We start from the raw sequence: 20169 nt of genomic DNA, 5'->3' as shown, positions 1-20169 counted from the left end.
TCGCCGACCTGAACCAGGTGCCCGGCCAAATTTTTTTATCCAAAACAAACGACCGCCCTTCGACTCAGTTCGATTTCCACCCTCGGATACCCTCGGACCTCACCCCCGATAGCGGCGGAAAGGCGCGGATCATGCCTCCCTCTTCCGCACCTTTCCGCGGCTTTCCGCACCTTTCCGCACCTTTCCGCGGCTTTCCGCGGCTAAAACAAAAGTTTCTTCTCCGGACCCTTCACAGATTTCCAGGTGCCCCCGCAAAAAAATTTCGAAACGATCACTTCCGCGGTAGCGGAAGTGACCACTTATGACTGCCCGCGGGAAGCGGCTCGACGGGCTGGTCGGTCACTGGGGTAGCGCCGGCATGACCTGGACTTTCGAACTCCAGTTCGCAGCTCATGTCGTGCGCAGGGGAAGGAGAGACCTACGGAGGGGATCAGAGCCTCCTGGCGTCGGCTGCTACTTTTAGGGGGGTGGGGCCGGCTGGTACGATGGGTGCGGCGTGCAGCAGGCGGCGGGACAGGAGGGCAACCAGGCCTAAGATTGCGGCAAATCCCAACAACACAGGGCAATCCAGGAGCAGGACTTCGTAGGATTTGCCGAAGTACAAAACGCTCTGCAAGCCGTGCATGGCCCAATAGCTTGGAGTCAGGGTGGCGATGGTTTTGAACGTGTCGGGGACGATTTCAATAGGCCACCAGCAGCCGCCGAGGGCGGAGAGGACCATGGCTCCAAAGATGGCCACCAGGATGACCTGTTTTTCCGTTTGGCAGAGGACGCCGGCGACGATGCTGAGGCTGCCTGAAAAGACAGCCAGGCAGAGGACCACGGGCACAACAAAGAGCGGGTGATCGCCCATTGGGAGCCGGAAGATGAGAACGCCGCAGGCCAGCAACACGATGGCTTGCAAGCAACCCAGCAGCACGCGGGCGAGGACCTTTCCGCCATAGGCCTCGAACCGGTGCACCGGTGTCGCCAGCACCCGGCGCAATTGCCCGCCGAGCCGGTCATTGACGAGCGAGACACCCCCGTAGGTGAGGATCATCTGCAACATGAACATCACGAGCATGCCAGGCAGGCTCTGGCTGAAACCCGTTGGCGGCGGGCGCAAGGTGCGATGGCTTTGAGGCGAGACTGTCAGAAGCTGAGGCCGCCCCAGCGCCTTCTTGAGCGCCGCTTTGGAGGCGGTGTCCCACGGACGGTGGCTTGTGTCGGCAATGGCCAGGCCCTCTGTAAACCGGACAATGGCATGGAGCAGGCGCGATTGGACCTCCATGATCTTTTCGGGCGCGCTGTTGCCTTTCACAAAGGGGAGTTTGACTTGTTTGCCGCGCAAGATGGCGTCGCCGAAGCCGGCTGGAATGACGACGCCGTAAGGCCACTTATTCTTGAGTTCGAGTTGTGATGAGGCATCCTGGGTGTCGATGAAATAGCCTTCTGCGCGGAGTTGGTCGATGAACAGTGCGGAGAGCTCGTGGTGATCGAGGTCGATGACAGGAATCCAGGTGGCCTGCTGGCCGCCGCCGCGCATGGCGCTGCCAAAGACGTAAGCCATAATCAGCGGCATGGCCAGCAACCAGACAATGGCCATTCTGTCTTTGGCGATGCGTTTCAAATCAGCCAAGGCGATGCGCAAGCCGTTCATACGCGGCCCCCATTGGCCAGTTGCCGTTGGAAGCGGAGGAAGGCGAAGAGGCACCCTAACGTCCCGATAGCGGCCAACCCTGAGAAGGGCTTGAGCAAATCGAGCCACGGTTTGGAGCGGGCGACTCCTTGCAAGGCGAGCACGGCCCAGCGGTTCGGACTGAACTGGCCGAACATCTGGAGGAAACTGGGAAGGTTTTCATAGGGAAACATGCTCCCGCCCAGCATGGCAAAGAGCATCAGCACCAGCGGCGCGAGGACGTTGGCCTGCTCGCGGGTGCGCGCGGAGGCATAGATGGCCGCCAGCAGGCCAGTCATCGAGACAGCCCACACAGCGATCACGATGCCCAGCTTTAAGGGATTTCCCCATTTAATGCCAAACAAGAGGGCGCTCGAAATCATGAGCAGGACGACCGCCAGGCTGCAGAGGACAAAACAGCGCAGCATCTTGGACAGCACGTACTGGCTAGGGGCAACCGGACAAGCCAGGATGCGCGGCAGGACGCGGGTTTCTTTTTCCTGCAGGATTTCCTGGAGCGGTCCCTGGCCAATGAACAGGACCCAAAAGTACATCGCGCCCGGCAAGAGAATGAACAGAAAATCGCTCATGGCGTTTTGGGGATGACAGGTGTGTTGGTGAGGGTGGGAGTGTAGTCCGCCGCCGCGACGGTTTCGAACTTGATGATGGGCGGAAAGAGATACGTGCGCATACCCCGGAGCTTGCTCACCGATTTGGAGGCGACCCCGCTGACGGAGGCGTCGATGGGGAAGTCATTGCTCTTGATCATTGCGCGCATCTCGCGGAGCGGCTCACCCAATAAATCAGCCGCGGCGGACAGGCCCAGCGCCAGAAGCGAGGCGCCCTCGCGGACAACTTTCGGCAGGACCTGCTCGGCCGGATTCTCATACAGCTCGATGGAATTGGTTTGGCCCTCGAGCAAATTGGCTGTCATCTCTCTAGGCAGCACCACCAGGGCCGAAGCTTTGCGCTGCTCGACCAGCCTCAGCCCTTCCTCGCGGCTCTCGACAAAGTGGAGGCGCAGGCGGCTGGCGGCATCACCCTGAGATGGCAGGGAACGCAGCATGCGGGTCAACAGGTCCTTGTCCTGGTCCAGAACGGCCACATGGACCGTCGGCATTGGGCCGGAGCCGTGTCCGCCGAAGACCGAGGCAATCAGGACCGATAAGACCAAGGGCATGGCCCCCAGCAGCAACATCGACCAGGGGCGTTTGGCGTCGCGCCGCAAATCATTAAGCAGCAGGCGAAGGGCAGTTTTCAATCGCGCAGCTCCCGGCCTGTTAGCTTGAGGAAAACGCTCTCGAGCGTCGGCTTTTGAACAGATAAATCGGCCAGTTCAATGCCGGCTTTGGCAACCCGATCGACCAAAGAGGCCAAGCCGTATTGGCCGTCAGCGAGGTGCAGGGTGGCCAGGTGATCGGCCACATTGAGAACCAAAACCGGCTGTTCTCCCAGGCACTGCTGCATTTGCCGGGCGGAGAATTTGCCGCGCAACGTGATGACATCCCGATCACCCACCACCCGGGCCAGTTCGCGCAACGAGCCGGTCTGGAGGACTTGCCCGTGGTCCATGATGGCAACGCGGTCGCAGAGTTTTTCGGCCTCTTCGAGGTGATGGGTGGTGAAGATGATGGTGGTGCCTTCGCCGGCGATGTCGCGGATGATTTCGAGAATGGCGTTCCGGCCTTGAGGATCAATGCCGACGGTGGGCTCATCCAACAGCAGCACCTTGGGCCGGTGGACCAGGCCAATCGCCAGGTTGAGCCGCCGCTTCATCCCCCCTGAATAGCGCGATACGGGCTCGCGCGCGCGGTCAGCCAAGCCCACCCGACCAAGGATTTCGTCGATACTCTTTTTAAGCACGGGTCTGGGCAATCCATACAAGCCGCCCCAGAAGGCCAGGTTCTCCCTCGCGCTGAACTCCTCGTACAGGGCAACTTCCTGGGGAACCAAACCCAGCAGCGCCTTGGCTTGGCGAGGCGACTCCCAGAGATTGTAGTCGCCAACCGTCACAGTCCCTTCGTCGGGCCTGAGCAGGCCGGAGATCATCGAGATGGTGGTGGTCTTGCCTGCGCCGTTTGGACCGAGAAACCCGAACAGTTCGCCTGGGGCCACCTCGAATGAGATGCGTTCAACGGCGCGCAGGTCGCCGAACCTTTTTGACAATTGCTTGACAGCGATCATAAGTGCCGTTCCGCTCTCATGAAGGGAGTATGAGCCCGCACGGAGCAAAGTAAAGAGTCGATAGCTTTCTTTTCCTGCGTCCAAAGAGATGAAAACCACCGAGGAACGGAGAAAGAAAGGAACGGGGATTAGGGCCGTATTAGAAGCGTGGCATAGACTCCCTGGGACCCCTCTCTCCCGGCCTTCTCTACTTCGGAAGGGGAGAGGGAGAAGGATCGGCAGATTAGAGATGTAGCTAACTTACGCGCTTCGGATAAGTGGCACGATCAGGCCGTGGCGCTATTGAACTCCTCCTCTTATGGATGGGTCCCTGTGTCCAATTTCATCGGTTCGGCGAACAGGGCGACTTCAGAGATAGCCGGGCAAACAGGTCCGGTGAAACGCACGCGGACTTTTCTTGAAGTAATTGGCTGCACGCGCGCCAGGCGGCAATTGCCAATGCTTGCGCCTTTGGCAAATTCGACCCAATTCCCATCCTGCCATTGATCCAGGCCGTAGGCATCGACGCGCTGGCCGAGCGCCAGGTATTCGCGGAGACGAACGACATTGAACGTTATGGGCTTGCCCACATCCAAAACCAATTCTGCGTTCGTCACGGAATCGTCTGTTGACCAGTAGGTGCCGGGATGGGGGTCGAGGGCGTTTTTTGGCGAGAATCGCCTGTCGTTGCCGCGGACATTCGATGCGGTGACCTTCGCGTGGCGGGCCAAATCATGCGCGAAAGTTTGGTCTAAAATGCTGCGGAATTCACGGAGCGCCGCGATGTCAGTGGAATGGATTTGCCCGTTTCGGTCCGGCGGAATATTCAGCAGCAGCGCCGCCCCGCGGCCAATCGAGTCGTAATAGAGATCGACCAATTGGGGCGATGTTTTGACCCGGGCGTCTTCGCTCGGATGATAAAACCAGCCAGGGCGAATCGAGACATCGCACTCGGCAGGAATCCAGCGCAAACCGGGGGTTGGTGGCTGCGGGCGCAAGCCGTGAAAGAGTTGCTGGTTATCGGCGTTGCCGGGGCACCAGCCGGTGGGGTCCACAGTGTCCCAGCAGGGGTCCCCGGCCTTGCCTTCTTCATTGCCGACCCAGCGAATGTCAGGTCCCGCGTCGCTGAACATGACAGCATTGCGTTGAAGCTCGCGCACAATTTGCCACGTATTGCTCCAGTCGTAGTAGGTGTGGTTGTCAATCCGGCGGGTTTCGCGGGCGCCGCCATAATAGCCGCTGCCGCCGTTGGCGCCGTCGAACCAGACCTCGTAAATCGGCCCGTAGCGCGTCATCAACTCGCGGAGCTGATTGCGGTAGTAAGTAATATAGGCGGGTGTGCCGTAGCTGGCGTTGTTGCGGTCCCAGGGCGAGAGATACACCCCGAACTTCAGCCCGTATTTTCGGCAGGCGCCGGCAATGGCTTTCACCACGTCGCCCTTGCCGTGTTCCCAGAGCGAATTCTTGACGGAATGTTCCGTGTAGGCCGAAGGCCAGAGGCAAAAGCCGTCGTGATGTTTGCACGTGAGAACCAGGCATTTCATGCCCGCCATCCTGGCGGTGCGAACGATTTGATCGGCGTCGAAATGCGCCGGGTTAAACACGCTTTCGTTTTCATCGCCATTACCCCATTCCCGGTCCGTGAACGTGTTGACGGTAAAATGGAGGAAGCCGTAAAACTCGCTGGTTTGGCGGAACAATTGGCGGGTGGTCGGGATGGGGCCGTATGGCGCTGGTGGTTCTGCGGCAAAAACGGCGAGGCATAAAAAGCCCGGAGCGAACGCGAGGAACAATCTGGCTCTGTGATTGTGTTTCAATTTAACGGTGATTGGTTTTCTTTAGTGTGCTGGCGACGGGCAGCCCCTCACAAGCTTGAATTTTGGTGAGGGAAGTTCCGCGCGGAGATTGAAAACTTTCCGGTTACTTCGTTGACAACCTCGTGTCGGGCGTGAAAATTCCTGAAGATGTTCAGCACAAACTTCCTGTTCGCCTCGTTAATCTGGGGCTCGGTCGGCATGGGCTATTTTATTTATGGGAAGAAACAGGCCTCCTGGCCGCCAATGATCGCTGGTGTCCTGATGATGGCGGCCTCGTACTTTTTCTCCGCGTTGATGATGTCGCTGGTGTGCATGGGGCTGATGGGGGCCGTGTATTTTTTGCTCCGAAACGGGTACTGACGCGAAGCGTGAGCCTGGAGTTAGGACCTTTTCATAACGGACTCCTCAGGTAACTGCCCGTAGCTTTCGTTCCAGAATCTCTCCAGCCAGGGCTGGGTTGGCCTTGCCTTTGCTGAGCTTCATCACTTGGCCCTTGAGAAAATTCAACGCTGCGCTTTTTCCGGCCTTGTAATCGACAACCGGCCCCGGATTGGCTGCAATCACCTGGTCGCAAAACTGCTCGATTGCCCCGTGATCGCTCAATTGGGCCAATCCCTTTCTTTCGACGATTTTCGCCGCAGATTCACCCGATTCAAACATCTCTGAAAACACGTCCTGCGCAGTTCGGGTGCTGATTTTCCCCTCGTCAACCAGCCCGGCGAGTTCCCGGAGAGCGCTGGGGGGAAACTTTAAATTTTCAAGGCTGGTTTGGGTCTCGGCGAGCTTGGCCCGCAGATTATTGATGACCCAATTGGCGATTGCCTTGGGGTTCTTGGCCTGGCGGGCGGCGGTCTCGAAATAATTTCCTAGCGGCACGTCCCAAACAAACGTCTGGGCATCGGAGGCGGGCAAGTTGAAATCGCGCATAAAACGTCGCTTGCGCGCCAGCGGGAGCTCGACGACGCATTTGGAGACTTCTTGCAGCCAGGCCTCAGTTGGTTCGAAAGGCATCAGGTCCGGTTCGGGAAAATAGCGGTAATCATGGGCTTGTTCTTTGGTGCGCATTTCCTCGGTAATGCCCGCCGCGTCGTTCCAGCGCCGTGTGGACTGCTGGAGAGCGCCTCCGCCCTCGAGGACCGCAATCTGGCGGGGGATTTCATATTCGAGGGCTTTGCGGACCCCGCTGAAGCTGTTCATGTTTTTGATTTCGATCTTCGCCCCGAGCGCGGTCTGTCCTTTAGGCCGGACGCTGACGTTGACATCGCACCGGACCATGCCCTTCTCCATGTCGCAATCGCTCACGCCGCCGTACATGAGGATGTCCTTGAGTGCGTTGAGGTACTCATAGGCCATTGGGGCGCTGGAGATGTCCGGCTCGGACACAATCTCCATTAGAGGCACACCGGCCCGGTTGAAATCGACTCCGCTCTGGCGTTCGAAATGGAAATTCTTTCCTACATCCTCTTCGAGATGCACGCGGGTGATGCGCACCCGGGCCAGCCCGCCGCCAAACTCGAACTCGACGCAGCCCCGAACCGCCGAGGGCTGGTCGTATTGCGTGATCTGGTAATTTTTTGGCATGTCCGGGTAGAAATAATTTTTCCTATCGAACTTCGAGCGGGATGGGATGGCGCAATTCAGCAAAAGCCCGGCGAGGGCAGTCAAGCGGAGGGCTTCCTGGTTGGCGACAGGCAAGACCCCCGGCAGGCCGAGGCAAACCGGGCAGACGCGGGTATTGGGCGGGGCGCCGAACTCATTGGCGCACCCGCACCACATCTTGGATTGGGTTTTAAGCTGGACGTGTGTCTCCAGGCCAATAACGGGTTCGTATGCGGCCAATTCCATAATTCGCAGGAGATTCTTACCATGGATAGCCGCTTGTCACAAACTGTTCTCAAAGGGTGACTCTTTCCGCAGCCGGCTAATACTGGGAGGACCGCAGAGCCTTCTGGATATTGCTTCTGAGGCTCAGCGAGGTTGGGCTTCGACAAAGGTTCCGACAAAGGGAGATGAGATCGTTATGAAAATGTCCAAACTCGAGCTGTTCTTTGGACTTGTTGGCCGGAGGAAACTGGTCCAAAATGCGAGGCATGGACACCACCGCAACGACCGGAGTGAAGGCTCGCGTTCCGGAAGGATATCGCGCGATTCCGATCAGCCAGTCGGATCAAAATGCCGCATTGCGGATTTGTGTGCTGGTGCGCCAAACACCAGACCCGGTGGCGGGGCATTTTCTGCTCCTGCGCGACCTGCACGACGCGCTGGTGTACTTAGGGGCGTTGGTCGATGCTGCGGGGCAAGTGCGCGAGTGGCTGGAGTTGTGGGTTCAAAACGTGGATGGGCTCGAGGCCAGTCTTCCCGCATACCGAGAGGCTTTTTCCAATTTTTCCCTGGACGCGCGATGGACCGAGCAGGCCAAGGCCTTTCGAGAGCTGGCCGGCCCGAACTGTCTTTGGACAGGATGGGAAGAGACCCACCCGCTCCCATCGTTTTTGGACCTTGCGCAAGGCAATCCGCTCCACCCTGCGGGGCCGGAAGGGCCATGGGAGTTATGCCGCCAGGACGATTTGCTTCGCGCTGCGGGGCTGCCGGCCTTCAGCACCTCGCTCTTTCGTTATCTTTATCAGCCCTCAGCGGGCTCTGCGACGCATTTCATCCCAGTCACGGCGGGCGCGCCCGAGAATGGCGCGACGCGCCCGCTGCGCGAAGCGGTGGCGACGATGGAACAGCATTTGAGCCTCAACCCGCAGGGGGGATTAATGCTGGCTTTGGGGTTTTCGCCCATCCCGTTTGAGGAATACGTGGATTTGCTGGGCGGAAAGGCCTGGGGAGGGATTGAGCATGGGCGAAAGCGGCTGCAGTTGAACGGGGTTTATGGCGGCCTGGCCGATTGGGAGCAGGGGCAGCAGGAGAGCGCCCATTTGTTTCTGGGTCCCCAAGGCCGGGCTGGCCGTCTCATCGAGACGTTTCACTTGAAGCTTCAGTTGCTGGTGGATGCCATGCGAGAGACGCGCGCGTTTGTGCAGAAGCAGCAGTTGCCATTGCTCAACCTGACGTGCGAGAGCTTTCGGGTGAGCCTCAAAGAGCCGGGGGCCGGCCTGCCCATCCTGTGGACCGCACACTGCGCGCTGGTGCGGCCTGGTTCCGCCTTCGCCTTGCCCGTCGAGACGAGTGATTTCCGGTACTTTATCCGCGCCCGTTCCGGTGGGGCATCGATTTATTTGCCGGAGGGATTGAGCGCACCGTTGCAGGGAAGCGCGAGCGCTCGAATTCGCCAGGTATTGCCGCCGGACCAGGGCCGGACAATCGTGGAGGGGACGCTGGTGCTGCAGGAGCGGCTGGCCATATCTCCGCACGACCTGCTTTGGATTCGGCTGCCGCTGGCTTCCGGCCGGCAAGACCTCTATGGCCATTTATACGCGGCTGAGGCCCTGGCGCAGGGAGAGGTTCGGTTCCGCACAATCCCGCAGCAGTTGCCACCGGGAGTGGTTGAAAACCTGAAGGCTGCAGAAGGGGTCTCGTTCGCGCGCGCGCCCTTTGAAGTGGTGCCGCTGTTGAGTTCGCCTTGCGATCTCTACGCGCTGGGAGTGCTGGGAGTGCGCACGTTGCTGGTGGATGGAGAGAACACGTTGCCTATCGCATTGGACGAATTGCTGAGCCTCGCGCGCCAGGCAGCGACCGAACACCAGCCTAATCTCGCCCTGGGCGCCCGTATCCGGGCTATCCTCGAGCGGGACACGCGGTATGCCGAGTCGCTGGGGCCGCATCGGCTGGCAGCAGCCGGGCCGGATGCGAAGCCGCTGGCCCAGGTCATCCCGATGGACCTTTGGTGCGATAGCCTTGCGGTTGTGGCAAGCCTCTTTCCCGGTTTGGGGCCCGATAGCGTCTGCCGCGACTTTGGGGATGTGGCGGCGCTGGCGTTGGAAGCCGTTTTTGACCGGCCAATGGCGGCGCTGGAAAACCTGCTGCTGCGCTCCCGCAGCCTCGTTGTGATTGATTGGACCTTTAACCAGGAAATTCGCGATACGATTGAGACTTTTCTCCAACGCATCTAACAAAGGAGCAGAATCGAAAGTTTCCAGTTGACCAGAGATTGATTTGATGTAGCCTAATTTCAACACAAACATAAAAAAAGTCCAGGTTCGGCGCCTGTACACGAAAAAAGCGAATCATGAAACAGTTTTTGAAATGCCTCTTGTTGGTTCTCCTAGCCCTCGGCACGGGAGTTTTTGCCGGTTGCAAAAGTTGCAAACCCGGCGGCCCTCCGGGGCCGGCCCTCAGCTACAATTTGACCATTACGCCAGGCGATTCCTTAAAGGACAGCTCAGTCCTGGTGGACGTGGTGGGTATTAATCCTTCGGAGTTGCCGAAATGGCAGACTTACAGCATCCGGGATTACTTCACTCCGAACGATCCGGTGCGCCAGGATGCAGTGAAGTTTACGGCGGAATTCGTGCCGGGAAAACAAAACCCGATCACGCTGAAGAAGGGCGATCCATTATGGAACAAGTGGATGAAGTCCGGTGCGCAGTACCTGGTGGTTCTGGCCGACCTTCCGCTGGTAAGCAAGGAAGGCAAGGCTGGCAGCCAGGACCCCAGGCGTCAATTGATTCCCCTGTGCAAGTGTTATTGGCCTGATAACACGAGCGACCTCGATGTTAAAGCGCAGGCGGGCGGAGTCAGCCTGGTCAATGCGCCGCGTGAAGGTTGGACACTTCCCGCGTGGTGAACTTCTGCCGCCTGGGCAACTGGTAACAATCGACCGCTGCCCTATGCCCTGGCTGCCAGCCATTCCACCTGCGGGGCGGGCCGGTTTGGCGGTACAATGCACTTGAGCCATGGAGCGTTTTGGAGCCTTTGAAGCCGGGAGGGTTCTGGATTCCGGCAACGGGGCGATTGTCTATGAGGCCCGGAAAGAAGGGGATTCCAAAGGGCGCTATGTCTTAAAGGTGTTCGCGCCGGAGCGGTTAATGGCCGAGGAGGCCGGCGAAGAGCGCTCGGCGCTGGAACCGCTCTTCAAAGACCTCGGGGCGTCTTTCACCAGCCGTGTTAACCTGCAGAAGAAAGCGGCCGACTCCTCGCCTTACTTTGCGCCTATTCTTGCCGCCGGCCACGATGAGCGAGGGGCCTGGTATGTGACCCGCTTTTATCCCCGCTCTATCAAGGCCATGCTCGAGCGCATCGTGGCGTTGGAGGCGCCCGACCTCTTTCGTGTGGTTCAGTCCGCAGTGCGCGCTGCCCTGCACTTGCAGCGGACCGCTGGCCGGTCCCATGGCAATCTCAAACCCTCGAACATCTTTGTGGAGGGTGTTCGCAAACCCAGGAGTTCACGGGTGGTTGTGGCGGACCCCCAGCCGGGGGATGCGGCTGAGGCAGAGCGGTATGAACGGGAGGACCTTCGGGCAATAGGCCAATTGATTTACCAGTTGGTTTTCAAGCGGGCAGTCGATTTCGCGTGGGTAATTGTTCCGTTGGAAACATCGCCTGAGTGGGCGCGTATCTTTGGGAAGAAGACCAGCGCCTGGTTGGCGCTCTGCAATCGCCTGCTTGATCCGAGCCTTTCGCTCGATAAAACCAATTTGGCGAGTCTGGAGCAGGACCTTCGCCGGTTGGAGCCCAAGCCGCCAGTGCCGGTGATGCCGGTGGGGATTGCTGCGGGGGTGCTGCTGGTAGGGGGCTTGATGGCTTTCCTGCTGCTGCACAAACGCCAGACTGGCACGCTGATCATCGGAGTCGAGCCTGAAGGCGCCCGGGTCGTCCTCACGCCTCTTGACGAGGAAGATGTCGAGGGCATCTCCGAGACGCGGCCCGCGGTGAAGGGCGTTTTGAAGCTGGTCCTTAAAAAAGGGAAATACCGGATCAGGGCGGAATCTCCGGAGAACAAGCTCGAACCATCGCGCCGGCTCACGGTGAGGCTGGATGCGGGCCAGACGGTGCGGACGAATTTGAGTTTGGCCTATGGGGGCCTGGTCGTGGTCAGCCAACCGCCAGGGGCCTCTTTCAAGGTTGGCGACACCGTTTTCCACACGCCCTTTACGAATTATTCTTACCCGCCGGCGGTCCTTGATCTGCAGCTTCAGTTGGAAGGTTACGAAACCACCAATCTCACGGTAACGGTTCCAACCAACCATCAGGTGGTTTCGTGGGTGGCGCAGTTGCGCAAACCGCCGCCGGGCAGCAGGCTGGTTGAGTTTCTCAGTGACCCGCCTGGCGCGGTGATTTACGTCGATGGCGTTTCCAAAGGAAAGGCGTCGTTGCCCATCCGAGTATCGCTTGAAATTGCGCCGCATACCATCCGCGCTGAATTGCCAGCGCCCTTTGCCCCGATTACAAAGCAAATTGAGGTTGTTCAGGGGCAAAACCCATCGCAGAGGTTTTATTTCCCCCATGGCACCCTGACGGTCGTCAGCAGCACGCCGCCGGTGCTGCAGATTTTTTTAACAAACCAATTGGCGGGTGTCTCGCCTACGAACCTTCTGCTGCCGCCCGGGGCGTATGAACTCGAGTTTCGGGCCAGTGGCTTTAAAACCAATATCCAGCCGGCATTGGTATCCGATGGAGTCACCAACCGGCTGTCACCCGTTCTTGACCCGCTGGGTGGTTTTGTGGATTTGACCAGCGACCCGCTCGGGGCGGAAATCCGGGACCGAACGGGCAAGGTCCTGACCCATACGTTGGTGGGAGGAATGACTCGGGTCCCATTGGCCCGGGGCACAACCGATTTGGTGGCGTTATTCAGCGGACTGGACCCCGTATGGCGGAGCAACATTATCATTTTCCCTGGACAGGTTACCAACCTGGGCACGTTCAGATTCCAGTATGGCCGTGTGTCGTTTTTTAACAGCATGCCCGCAGAGATTGGCACCAATCCCCTAGTCAGAAATGCCTCTGGAGCTTTGGTTCCATTCGGCGAAACGGTTTACCAGCGGCCCGGTCAGAAGGTCTTGTATCAAGTGCAGTTGGATGATTACCAGTTGTGGACCAATTGGGTGGCGCTCGCAGCCGGAGATTTAACTACAATTCCTGTCAGGTTGCGCAGAAACCAAATACCAATGGTCCTGGAGAGCAATTTACGCGGCGCGGCTTATTCGTATCTGGACGAAAACAGGCGGGAAGTGCCGTTGGGCCAGGGAACGAATTTTTATCTGGCTTGGGGGACTAACGTCCTCGTTGCCAAATACGGCAATCTGGCGCCCTTGAGGCACACCCTGGTCGTCCCTCGGTCTGGAAGCGCCCGCGATACATTCACCTTTGAAGATTACGGAAGCGTCATCACCACCAACCTGCTCGCAGGCACCGAAATATATCAGGCGGACCCCAATTCGCTGGTTTTTCAAGGGCGCGCCCCGGAGACCATTTATGCGCGGCCAGGGCCGGCCACCTTTCTGTTTGTGCGCGAGGGTTACACGAACCAGGCCTCGACTAATGTTTTGCGGGCCAGTTGGGTTGTATTGACTTCGCCCTTGCCCTTGCCGTATCGGAGCAAGACGAGCGGTCTGGAATTGATGTGGGTGCCGGGCCTGCCTGGCACTCGCGACGGCGGATATGTCGGCAGAACTCATGTCACTCAGGGCCAATACCGGCAGGTTATGAACGCCAACCCAAGCGAACCACTACCCGCCCAGGACGATCTGCCGGTCAACAATGTCAGCGCTCAAGATGCTCTCACGTTTTGCCAGCGACTGACCGATGCCGATAAAAAAGACCCGGCATTCCCCGGCGGTTGCGTCTATTCGCTCCTGACTGTCGCACAATGGGACCAGCTCAAATTAGCCGCTGATCCGAGCAAGGGCATTTTTTCCGCGCCCAGGCCGGCGCTGCCATTGGACCGCCCCAAACCCGACGAGAGCGCCGTAGCCGATGCTCATGGCATTTTTGGCGTATATGGGAATGTGGACCAGATTTGTTTCGACCAGGCGCTGCCCGGCTATCGTGCCAAAGGGGGGCGCTATACGGACACAGCGGCCTCATTCAAATACCGATTTACCGACACGTTCAGCGACCCTTCCCGGGTTGTTGGTTTCAGGGTGGTTTTGATTCCTCCTGCGAAGTAGAACGGGTTTTACCTTAGCGGATGATCCACCGCTGGATTACTTCGAACCGGCGAAGAGCTGATTGCGTGCGGAGGAGGTGATGGCCAGCACGGCGGGATGGCTGAGCTTGCGCTCAGGGCTGATAACATAGAATTGCTCCCGGCATTCCGGAGCCCGGCCAATGATTTGGAAGCCATAACGGGTGACGGCTTCCTGGGCGGCTACACTGGGCAGGGCGAAAAAGCCAAGGCCATCCACCGCCGCAACCTTCATCAGGGCCGCATCGTCGTACTCCGCCACGGGCCGAGGTCGCAGCTTGCGAGAATCAAACCAGGCATCGATCGAGCGGCGCAGGGGACTGGAGGTGGGCAGCAGGACCGGTGCTTCGTTGAATGACCGAGGGAAGCCGCGGCGCAATTGATGCGCCAGAGCAGGGGCTGCGCAGAAGGTCACTCCGGACTCGCCGAGCAAATGATTGAAGACCTTGACGTGAAGGGACGTTGGGGCCGGCTCGTTTGCCAGCACGACATCGAGCCGGAACACGGCCAATTGCGCCAGCAGATCGGTGGTTTTGCCTTGGAGGCAGGCCGCCTGGACTGGTTGTTCGAGGTGAAAAATGGGTTTGATGATATGATGGCTCACCAGCTTCGGCACCGAATCGGCGATGCCGATGTGGATGCGCAAGGGCCGATCCACCGGCTGCTTGAGCGAGTGGAGCAATTCCTCCCCCAGCGAGAAAATCTCCTGGGCATAGCTGAAGGCCTGGCGCCCGGCATCGGTCAGGCTCAGGCCTCGAGGACTGCGCCGGAACAGCCGCTCTCCCAGCACGCTTTCCAACGCGGCGAGCTGGGCGGAGATCGTCGGCTGGGACACCCGCATTTTGGCGGCAGCTTTGCGCAGGCTGCCCTCCTGGGCCACAGCCCAGAAGTACCGCAGATGATGATAATTCAAAAAAGCCACACGCCGGAGGGTATTTGAATAAACCTATCAGCTCAATCGAAAAATCGTATTAGGCTAATGGCCCCGGTTGCCACATAGTCTCATGGTTAAAATTAATAATTTATATATGTCAGCTCCCTTAAGCCGCCATCCGAAACTCCTCGCCTGGGTCGAGGAGGTTGCCCGCCTCTGCCAGCCTGCCCGAATCCATTGGTGCGACGGTTCTGAAGAGGAACACCGCGAGCTTTGCGAGTTGATGGTCCGCGCGGGAACTTTGACGCGGCTGGACCCGGTGAAGCGGCCCGGGTCGTTTCTAGCCCGCTCGCATCCGAGCGATGTGGCGCGGGTCGAGGACCGCACATTCATTTGCGCGCGAAACCGGCAAGAAGCCGGGCCGACCAACAACTGGGCCGACCCCACCGAGATGAAGGAGCGGCTGCGAACAATATTCGCGGGAGCGATGGCGGGACGCACGATGTATGTCATCCCGTTTGTGATGGGTCCGTTGGACTCACCGGTAGCCAAGGTAGGGATCGAGATCAGTGACTCGCCTTATGTGGTGGTGAACATGCGGATCATGACGCGCATGGGGCAGAAGGCGCTGGATAAACTGGGAACCGAGGGGGAATTCATACCTTGCCTTCATTCCGTGGGGGCGCCCCTCAAGCCCGGCCAGGCAGACGTCTCCTGGCCCTGCGAGCCCGACCCCAACAAGAAGTACATTGTGCATTTCCCGGATGACCCTTCCATATGGTCTTACGGGTCGGGTTATGGCGGCAACGCGCTTTTGGGCAAGAAATGCCTGGCCTTGCGAATCGCCTCGGTGGTCGCGCGGCGGGAGGGGTGGCTGGCGGAGCACATGCTCATCCTTGCCCTGACCTCGCCCGAGGGCAAAACCTACTATGTCACGGCGGCTTTTCCCAGCGCCTGTGGCAAGACAAACCTGGCCATGATGCAACCGACCCTGCCGGGCTGGACAGTGCGTTGCGTGGGCGATGATATTGCCTGGATTCGCCTCGGGTCTGATGGCCGCCTGTACGCAGTCAACCCGGAGTGGGGCTTTTTCGGCGTGGCGCCTGGAACCTCGAATGCATCAAATCCCAACGCGATGCGGACGATGAGCCGCAACACGATTTTTACAAATGTCTTGCTCACCCCCGATGCGGACGTCTGGTGGGAAGACATGGGAACACCGCCTCCGGCGCGCGGGATTGATTGGGAAGGCAAAGAATGGACGCCAGACTCCGGGCGCAAAGGGGCCCATCCCAATGCGCGCTTTACCGCCCCAGCCAGCCAATGCCCCGTTATAGACCCAAATTGGGAAAAGCCCGAAGGGGTGCCGATCTCGGCAATACTGTTTGGTGGACGGCGCCCAAGCACCGTGCCGCTGGTAACGGAGGCGTTTGACTGGGAGCACGGGGTGTTTCTGGGCGCATCCGCGGGGTCCGAAACCACGGCCGCGGCTTTGCACAAAGCGGGCGTGCTTAGGCGCGACCCATTCGCCATGCTGCCCTTTTGCGGCTATCACATGGGCGATTACTTTGCGCACTGGCTTTCATTACCGCAGCGCACCGATCGGTCGAAGTTGCCCAAGGTCTTTTTTGTGAATTGGTTCAGAAAAAATGCCGATGGGAAGTTTCTGTGGCCGGGGTATGGGGAGAACAGCCGTGTGCTCAAGTGGATTTCCGAGCGCGTCGAGGGGATGGGCCGGGCTGTCTCGACCCCAATCGGCTGGCTGCCGCGGTTGAATGCGCTGGATTTGCACGGGCTGGATTTGAGCATGGCCGATTTGCAGACCCTGCTGCAGGTCGATTCTGAGGCATGGAAGAAAGAGGCAACAGACGCCGAGGTTTATTTTGCGAAATTCGGCGACAAATTGCCCCAGGCGCTTCGAAAGCAACTAAGCGACTTGAGCGCAAGACTTCATGCAACGCCACCTCCTCGACGGGACCACGAGGTGGAAGCTGGATCACCTGCGCTGGCCGGTTCGGAGACCCAGGCTTAGTTCAGAATTTCCAGTTCCATTCGTCACGGGCGTATTTCTCCCGAGCCAAGGCGGTAATCTGCTCCACAGGCGCGCGAGCGAGCGGCTCGGTCGCCTCCCAGGCCTTGAGCAAGGCGGCTTTGAGCATCTGCGCCGGCACTTTGAGGTTGAGGAGAAAATCTGCATGTGAACGGTTGCTGCGATAATCCGGCTGGCGCGAGGGCAGAGGAAGCACCTGCTGGAGAAGGTCGATGTCCAGGTTCAACAAGAAGCAGCCGTGAAAGAGCAGAAAGCGTTTGCGGCGGCGTTGGGCATTGCCGGAGAATTTAAGGCCGCCAATGGCGAGATCCGTATGGCCTTTCTTCTCGACCGGGGTCTTGAGCAGCGCGGCTAGCGCCTCCCGGTGGCGTTGGAGAACAAACTCGTTCGTGCCGCCGATACCCTGGAGGGCCGGGTGGTCCTCGACCTGCAGGAGCAAAGCGTAATTCAGGCAGCCGGGCCCCTGGAGCACCGTTCCGCCTCCGCTGCAGCGGCGCAGGATGGGAATCGAATGGCGGCGGCAGAACTCAATGTTCACCTCGGAAGCCACCGCGTTTCCGTAGCCCACCACAACAAAGTGCCGCGCCGGCTCCCACAACCGTAACAGGCTGCCCGCTCGCCCGGCCTCGCACACATCGAGCAATACCTCATCGCAGGCCAGGTCCAGGGCTGGGTTATGGAAAGTCAATTCGCAATGCTCCATTGCAATTCTGAGTTCTGATTGTAAGCTATGCGGCTTGTTAAAGAATAAGTTAGGCGACTGGTGCTATAATGATCACAGCCAGGTGAACAGATAACATTTTTATCGAAAACGTGAAAGTGGCTAAAAAACAGGAAAAGGGCGCCGCCCCGGAATTGCGTGTGTTGCCCGAGCCCGAAGACCGCGGGGAAGACAAGCTTCTGGATTCGCTGGAATCAGTTGTCGAACACACGCTGCGGGGGCAGCCTCCGGGGACCGGCGGGCGGTTTCTAAGCCGGCTGGCATCCCGGTTGCAGGAAGAAGGTGTGGAAGCGCCGCGGGTGGTAAGCACCCCGTACATCAACACCATCCCCGCGGATAAACAGGCTCAGTTTCCAGGGGATTGGGAAATGGAGCGGCGGCTCAAGAGCTACATCCGCTGGAACGCCATGGCCATGGTGGTTAATGCCAATCGGGCCCATAGCGGTCTGGGCGGGCATATCTCCACCTATGCCTCCGCCGCCACCCTGTACGAAGTGGCTTTCAATCATTTCCTCCGGGCGCGCACGGAGAATTTCAGCGGGGACATGGTTTATTTTCAAGGCCATGCGACTCCGGGCATTTACGCGCGCGCTTTCCTTGAAGGCCGCCTGGACGACCACCATTTACAGAATTTCCGCCAGGAATTGGCCCAGGGAGGGGGCTTATCTTCCTATCCGCATCCCTACTTGATGCCGGAGTTTTGGCAGTTCCCAACTGTTTCGATGGGATTGGGACCGTTGCTTTCCATTTACCAGGCCCGGTTCAATCGCTACTTGCGCGCGCGGGGCCTTGCTGGCGGAGAGGAACCGAAGGTATGGGCCTTTCTGGGCGACGGAGAAACCGATGAACCTGAGACCTTGGGAGCTGTTGGGTTGGGGGCGCGCGAGAATCTGGATAATTTAATTTGGGTCATCAACTGCAACCTGCAACGGCTGGACGGCCCGGTGCGCGGGAATGGCAAGATCATCCAGGAATTGGAAGCCGTTTTCCAGGGCGCCGGCTGGAACGTGATCAAGGTGATTTGGGGAACAGATTGGGATAATCTCCTGGCGTCCGATAAAACAGGGCTCCTGCTCAAAAGAATGGAAGAGGCCGTGGACGGGGATTACCAGAAGTACTCCGTAGAGCCCGGCAGTTACACTCGCAAACATTTCTTCGGCAAATATCCTGAGCTGCTCGAGCTGGTCAATTCGCTCACCGACGAGCAGATTCATAAGCTGCTGCGCGGGGGCCATGATTCGCGCAAGGTCTATGCAGCCTATAAAGCGGCCATCGAGCACAAAGGCCAGCCGACGGTCATTCTGGCTAAAACCGTTAAAGGCTACGGCCTGGGTGAGGCCGGGGAGGGCCGCAACATCACGCACCAGCAAAAGAAGCTCAACGAAAAGGAGCTTCGAGAATTTCGCGCCCGATTCGGCGTCCCGATAAGCGACGAAGAAATAGCCGAGACGCCTTTCTTTCGTCCAGCCCCTGAGAGCCGTGAGCGGCAGTATTTGCTTGAACGGCGCAAGAAGCTGGGTGGTTTTCTGCCGCAGCGCGTTGTAAAGGTCGAACCGCTGGATGTGCCGGGTGTGGAGGCCTTTGCCGAGCTGTTGAAAGGTTCGGGCCGGTTCGAGTTGTCAACCACCATGGGCTTTGTCCGCCTGCTGAGCCTGCTGGTGCGCGATAAAACCATTGGCCGCCAAATCGTGCCGATTATTCCTGACGAAGCGCGCACGTTCGGACTCGATGCCCTGTTCCGTGAGATAGGGATTTTTGCGTCCAAAGGCCAACTTTACGAGCCGGTGGATAAGAAGTCGTTGCTTTATTATCACGAAGCCAAGGATGGGCAAATCCTTGAGGAAGGCATCACCGAAGCCGGCTCGATGGCCTCGTTTGTGGCGGCGGGCACGTCCTACGCCACGCTTGGCCGCTACATGGTGCCCTTTTATATTTATTACTCGATGTTCGGATTCCAGCGCATCGGGGATTTGATGTGGCTGGCGGGCGATATTCGCGCGAAAGGTTTTCTGCTGGGCGCGACTTCCGGGCGGACGACGCTCAACGGCGAGGGCCTCCAGCATCAGGATGGCCACAGCCTGCTGCTGTCGAGTTCGATCCCGACTTTGCTGACCTACGACCCGGCATTCACCTACGAGGTGGCGGTGATTATCGCGGAAGGGATGCGCCGGATGTACGTGGCGGGTGAAGACATTTTTTACTACTTGACTCTGTACAATGAGAACTACGCGATGCCCCCGATGCCTCATGGCGCAGAGAGGGGAATCCTGAAAGGGTTGTACAGATTCAATGCAGGCTCGGAAAAGAAACGGCTCAAAGCCCATCTGTTGGGCAGTGGGCCGATCCTGCGCGAGGCCCTGCGGGCGCAGCAAATCCTGGCCGAAAAGTATGATGTGTCCGCCGATGTCTGGAGCGCCACCAGCTATAAGCTGCTGCGAAACGAGGCCCTGCGCGCCAAGCGCTGGAACATGCTGCACCCAACGGCGGCTCCGAGAAAATCCTACCTTGAAGACCTTTTGAAGAACGAAACCGGGATGTTCGTTGCCGTCTCAGACAATATTAAAACAGTGCCCGATCAGATAGCGCCATGGGTCCCTGGCGGGTTGACCACCCTGGGCACCGACGGCTTTGGCCGCAGCGACACTCGCGAACGGTTGCGGTGGTTTTTTGAGATTAATGCCGAAACCACTGTTATCGCCACCTTGTATGCGCTGGCTCAAAAGGGGCAGGTGGACAACAGCCTGGTCGCGAAGGCCATCAAAGACTTGGATTTGGACCCGGAAAAAATTCATCCTGACATTGTCTAAATTCTACTG

The 20169-nt window shown here is 58.8% G+C and carries 14 protein-coding genes; 6 read left to right on the top strand and 8 right to left on the bottom strand.

From position 1 onward, the window contains the following. Positions 1 to 430 precede the first annotated feature (430 nt). From VG146_21450 to VG146_21430, 5 genes are all read right to left on the bottom strand, one after another. Positions 431 to 1639, bottom strand: coding sequence for an ABC transporter permease (locus tag VG146_21450; GenBank protein HEV2394924.1), 1209 nt, complete (start codon positions 1637 to 1639; stop codon positions 431 to 433). Continuing rightward, entirely contained in the window at positions 1636 to 2247 is a 612-nt protein-coding gene (locus VG146_21445; GenBank protein HEV2394923.1) for an ABC transporter permease, read from the bottom strand. Before VG146_21445 ends, VG146_21450 begins: the two co-directional genes overlap by 4 nt. Further along, complete coding sequence (locus VG146_21440; protein HEV2394922.1) at positions 2244 to 2918, bottom strand: ABC transporter permease; 675 nt, start codon at positions 2916 to 2918, stop codon at positions 2244 to 2246. The genes VG146_21445 and VG146_21440 overlap by 4 nt, the downstream gene beginning before the upstream one ends. After that, on the bottom strand, positions 2915 to 3841 hold the full coding sequence (locus VG146_21435; GenBank protein HEV2394921.1) for an ABC transporter ATP-binding protein: 927 nt from the start codon (positions 3839 to 3841) through the stop codon (positions 2915 to 2917). The genes VG146_21440 and VG146_21435 overlap by 4 nt, the downstream gene beginning before the upstream one ends. Positions 3842 to 4137: 296 nt before the next feature. After that, positions 4138 to 5637: an alpha-L-fucosidase gene (locus tag VG146_21430; protein ID HEV2394920.1), complete on the bottom strand. Its 1500-nt coding sequence runs from the start codon at positions 5635 to 5637 to the stop codon at positions 4138 to 4140. 147 nt (positions 5638 to 5784) lie between these two features. Here VG146_21430 and VG146_21425 point away from each other — a divergent pair, with 147 nt between their 5' ends. Then, entirely contained in the window at positions 5785 to 5997 is a 213-nt protein-coding gene (locus tag VG146_21425) for an amino acid transport protein (GenBank protein HEV2394919.1), read from the top strand. A 45-nt stretch (positions 5998 to 6042) separates the two neighbouring features. Here the strand turns inward: VG146_21425 and gatB are convergent, their stop codons facing one another. Beyond that, entirely contained in the window at positions 6043 to 7482 is a 1440-nt protein-coding gene (gatB, locus tag VG146_21420; protein ID HEV2394918.1) for an Asp-tRNA(Asn)/Glu-tRNA(Gln) amidotransferase subunit GatB, read from the bottom strand. Between the two features lie 245 nt (positions 7483 to 7727). On the opposite strand from gatB, the gene VG146_21415 reads away from it, so the two are divergent. The 3 genes from VG146_21415 to VG146_21405 all read left to right on the top strand — a co-directional run bounded on the left by VG146_21415 (position 7728) and on the right by VG146_21405 (position 13691). Next, positions 7728 to 9692, top strand: a complete 1965-nt coding sequence (locus VG146_21415) for a hypothetical protein (GenBank protein ID HEV2394917.1) — start codon at positions 7728 to 7730, stop codon at positions 9690 to 9692. Positions 9693 to 9808: 116 nt separating this feature from the next. Continuing rightward, positions 9809 to 10366 carry a hypothetical protein gene (locus VG146_21410; protein ID HEV2394916.1) on the top strand — a complete coding sequence of 186 codons (558 nt, stop codon included), beginning with the start codon at positions 9809 to 9811 and terminating at the stop codon, positions 10364 to 10366. A 109-nt stretch (positions 10367 to 10475) separates the two neighbouring features. Continuing rightward, positions 10476 to 13691 carry a PEGA domain-containing protein gene (locus VG146_21405; GenBank protein HEV2394915.1) on the top strand — a complete coding sequence of 1072 codons (3216 nt, stop codon included), beginning with the start codon at positions 10476 to 10478 and terminating at the stop codon, positions 13689 to 13691. A gap of 36 nt (positions 13692 to 13727) precedes the next feature. On the opposite strand, the gene VG146_21400 is transcribed toward VG146_21405, so the two are convergent. After that, the gene (locus VG146_21400; protein HEV2394914.1) at positions 13728 to 14630 is read right to left on the bottom strand and encodes a LysR family transcriptional regulator; all 903 of its coding nucleotides are present in this window, start codon (positions 14628 to 14630) and stop codon (positions 13728 to 13730) included. Positions 14631 to 14736: 106 nt separating this feature from the next. On the opposite strand from VG146_21400, the gene VG146_21395 reads away from it, so the two are divergent. Continuing rightward, positions 14737 to 16614: a phosphoenolpyruvate carboxykinase (GTP) gene (locus tag VG146_21395; protein HEV2394913.1), complete on the top strand. Its 1878-nt coding sequence runs from the start codon at positions 14737 to 14739 to the stop codon at positions 16612 to 16614. A 1-nt stretch (position 16615) separates the two neighbouring features. Here the strand turns inward: VG146_21395 and VG146_21390 are convergent, their stop codons facing one another. After that, on the bottom strand, positions 16616 to 17335 hold the full coding sequence (locus VG146_21390; protein HEV2394912.1) for a biotin/lipoate A/B protein ligase family protein: 720 nt from the start codon (positions 17333 to 17335) through the stop codon (positions 16616 to 16618). Positions 17336 to 17445: 110 nt separating this feature from the next. Here VG146_21390 and aceE point away from each other — a divergent pair, with 110 nt between their 5' ends. Continuing rightward, on the top strand, positions 17446 to 20160 hold the full coding sequence (gene aceE / locus VG146_21385; GenBank protein HEV2394911.1) for a pyruvate dehydrogenase (acetyl-transferring), homodimeric type: 2715 nt from the start codon (positions 17446 to 17448) through the stop codon (positions 20158 to 20160). Positions 20161 to 20169 lie beyond the last annotated feature (9 nt).

Source organism: Verrucomicrobiia bacterium, assembly GCA_035946615.1.
Classification (GTDB): Bacteria; Verrucomicrobiota; Verrucomicrobiia; order Limisphaerales; family UBA8199; genus DASYZB01.
The sequence above is the reverse complement of the archived record's forward strand: the minus strand, read 5'-3'. Positions and strand labels throughout refer to the sequence as shown.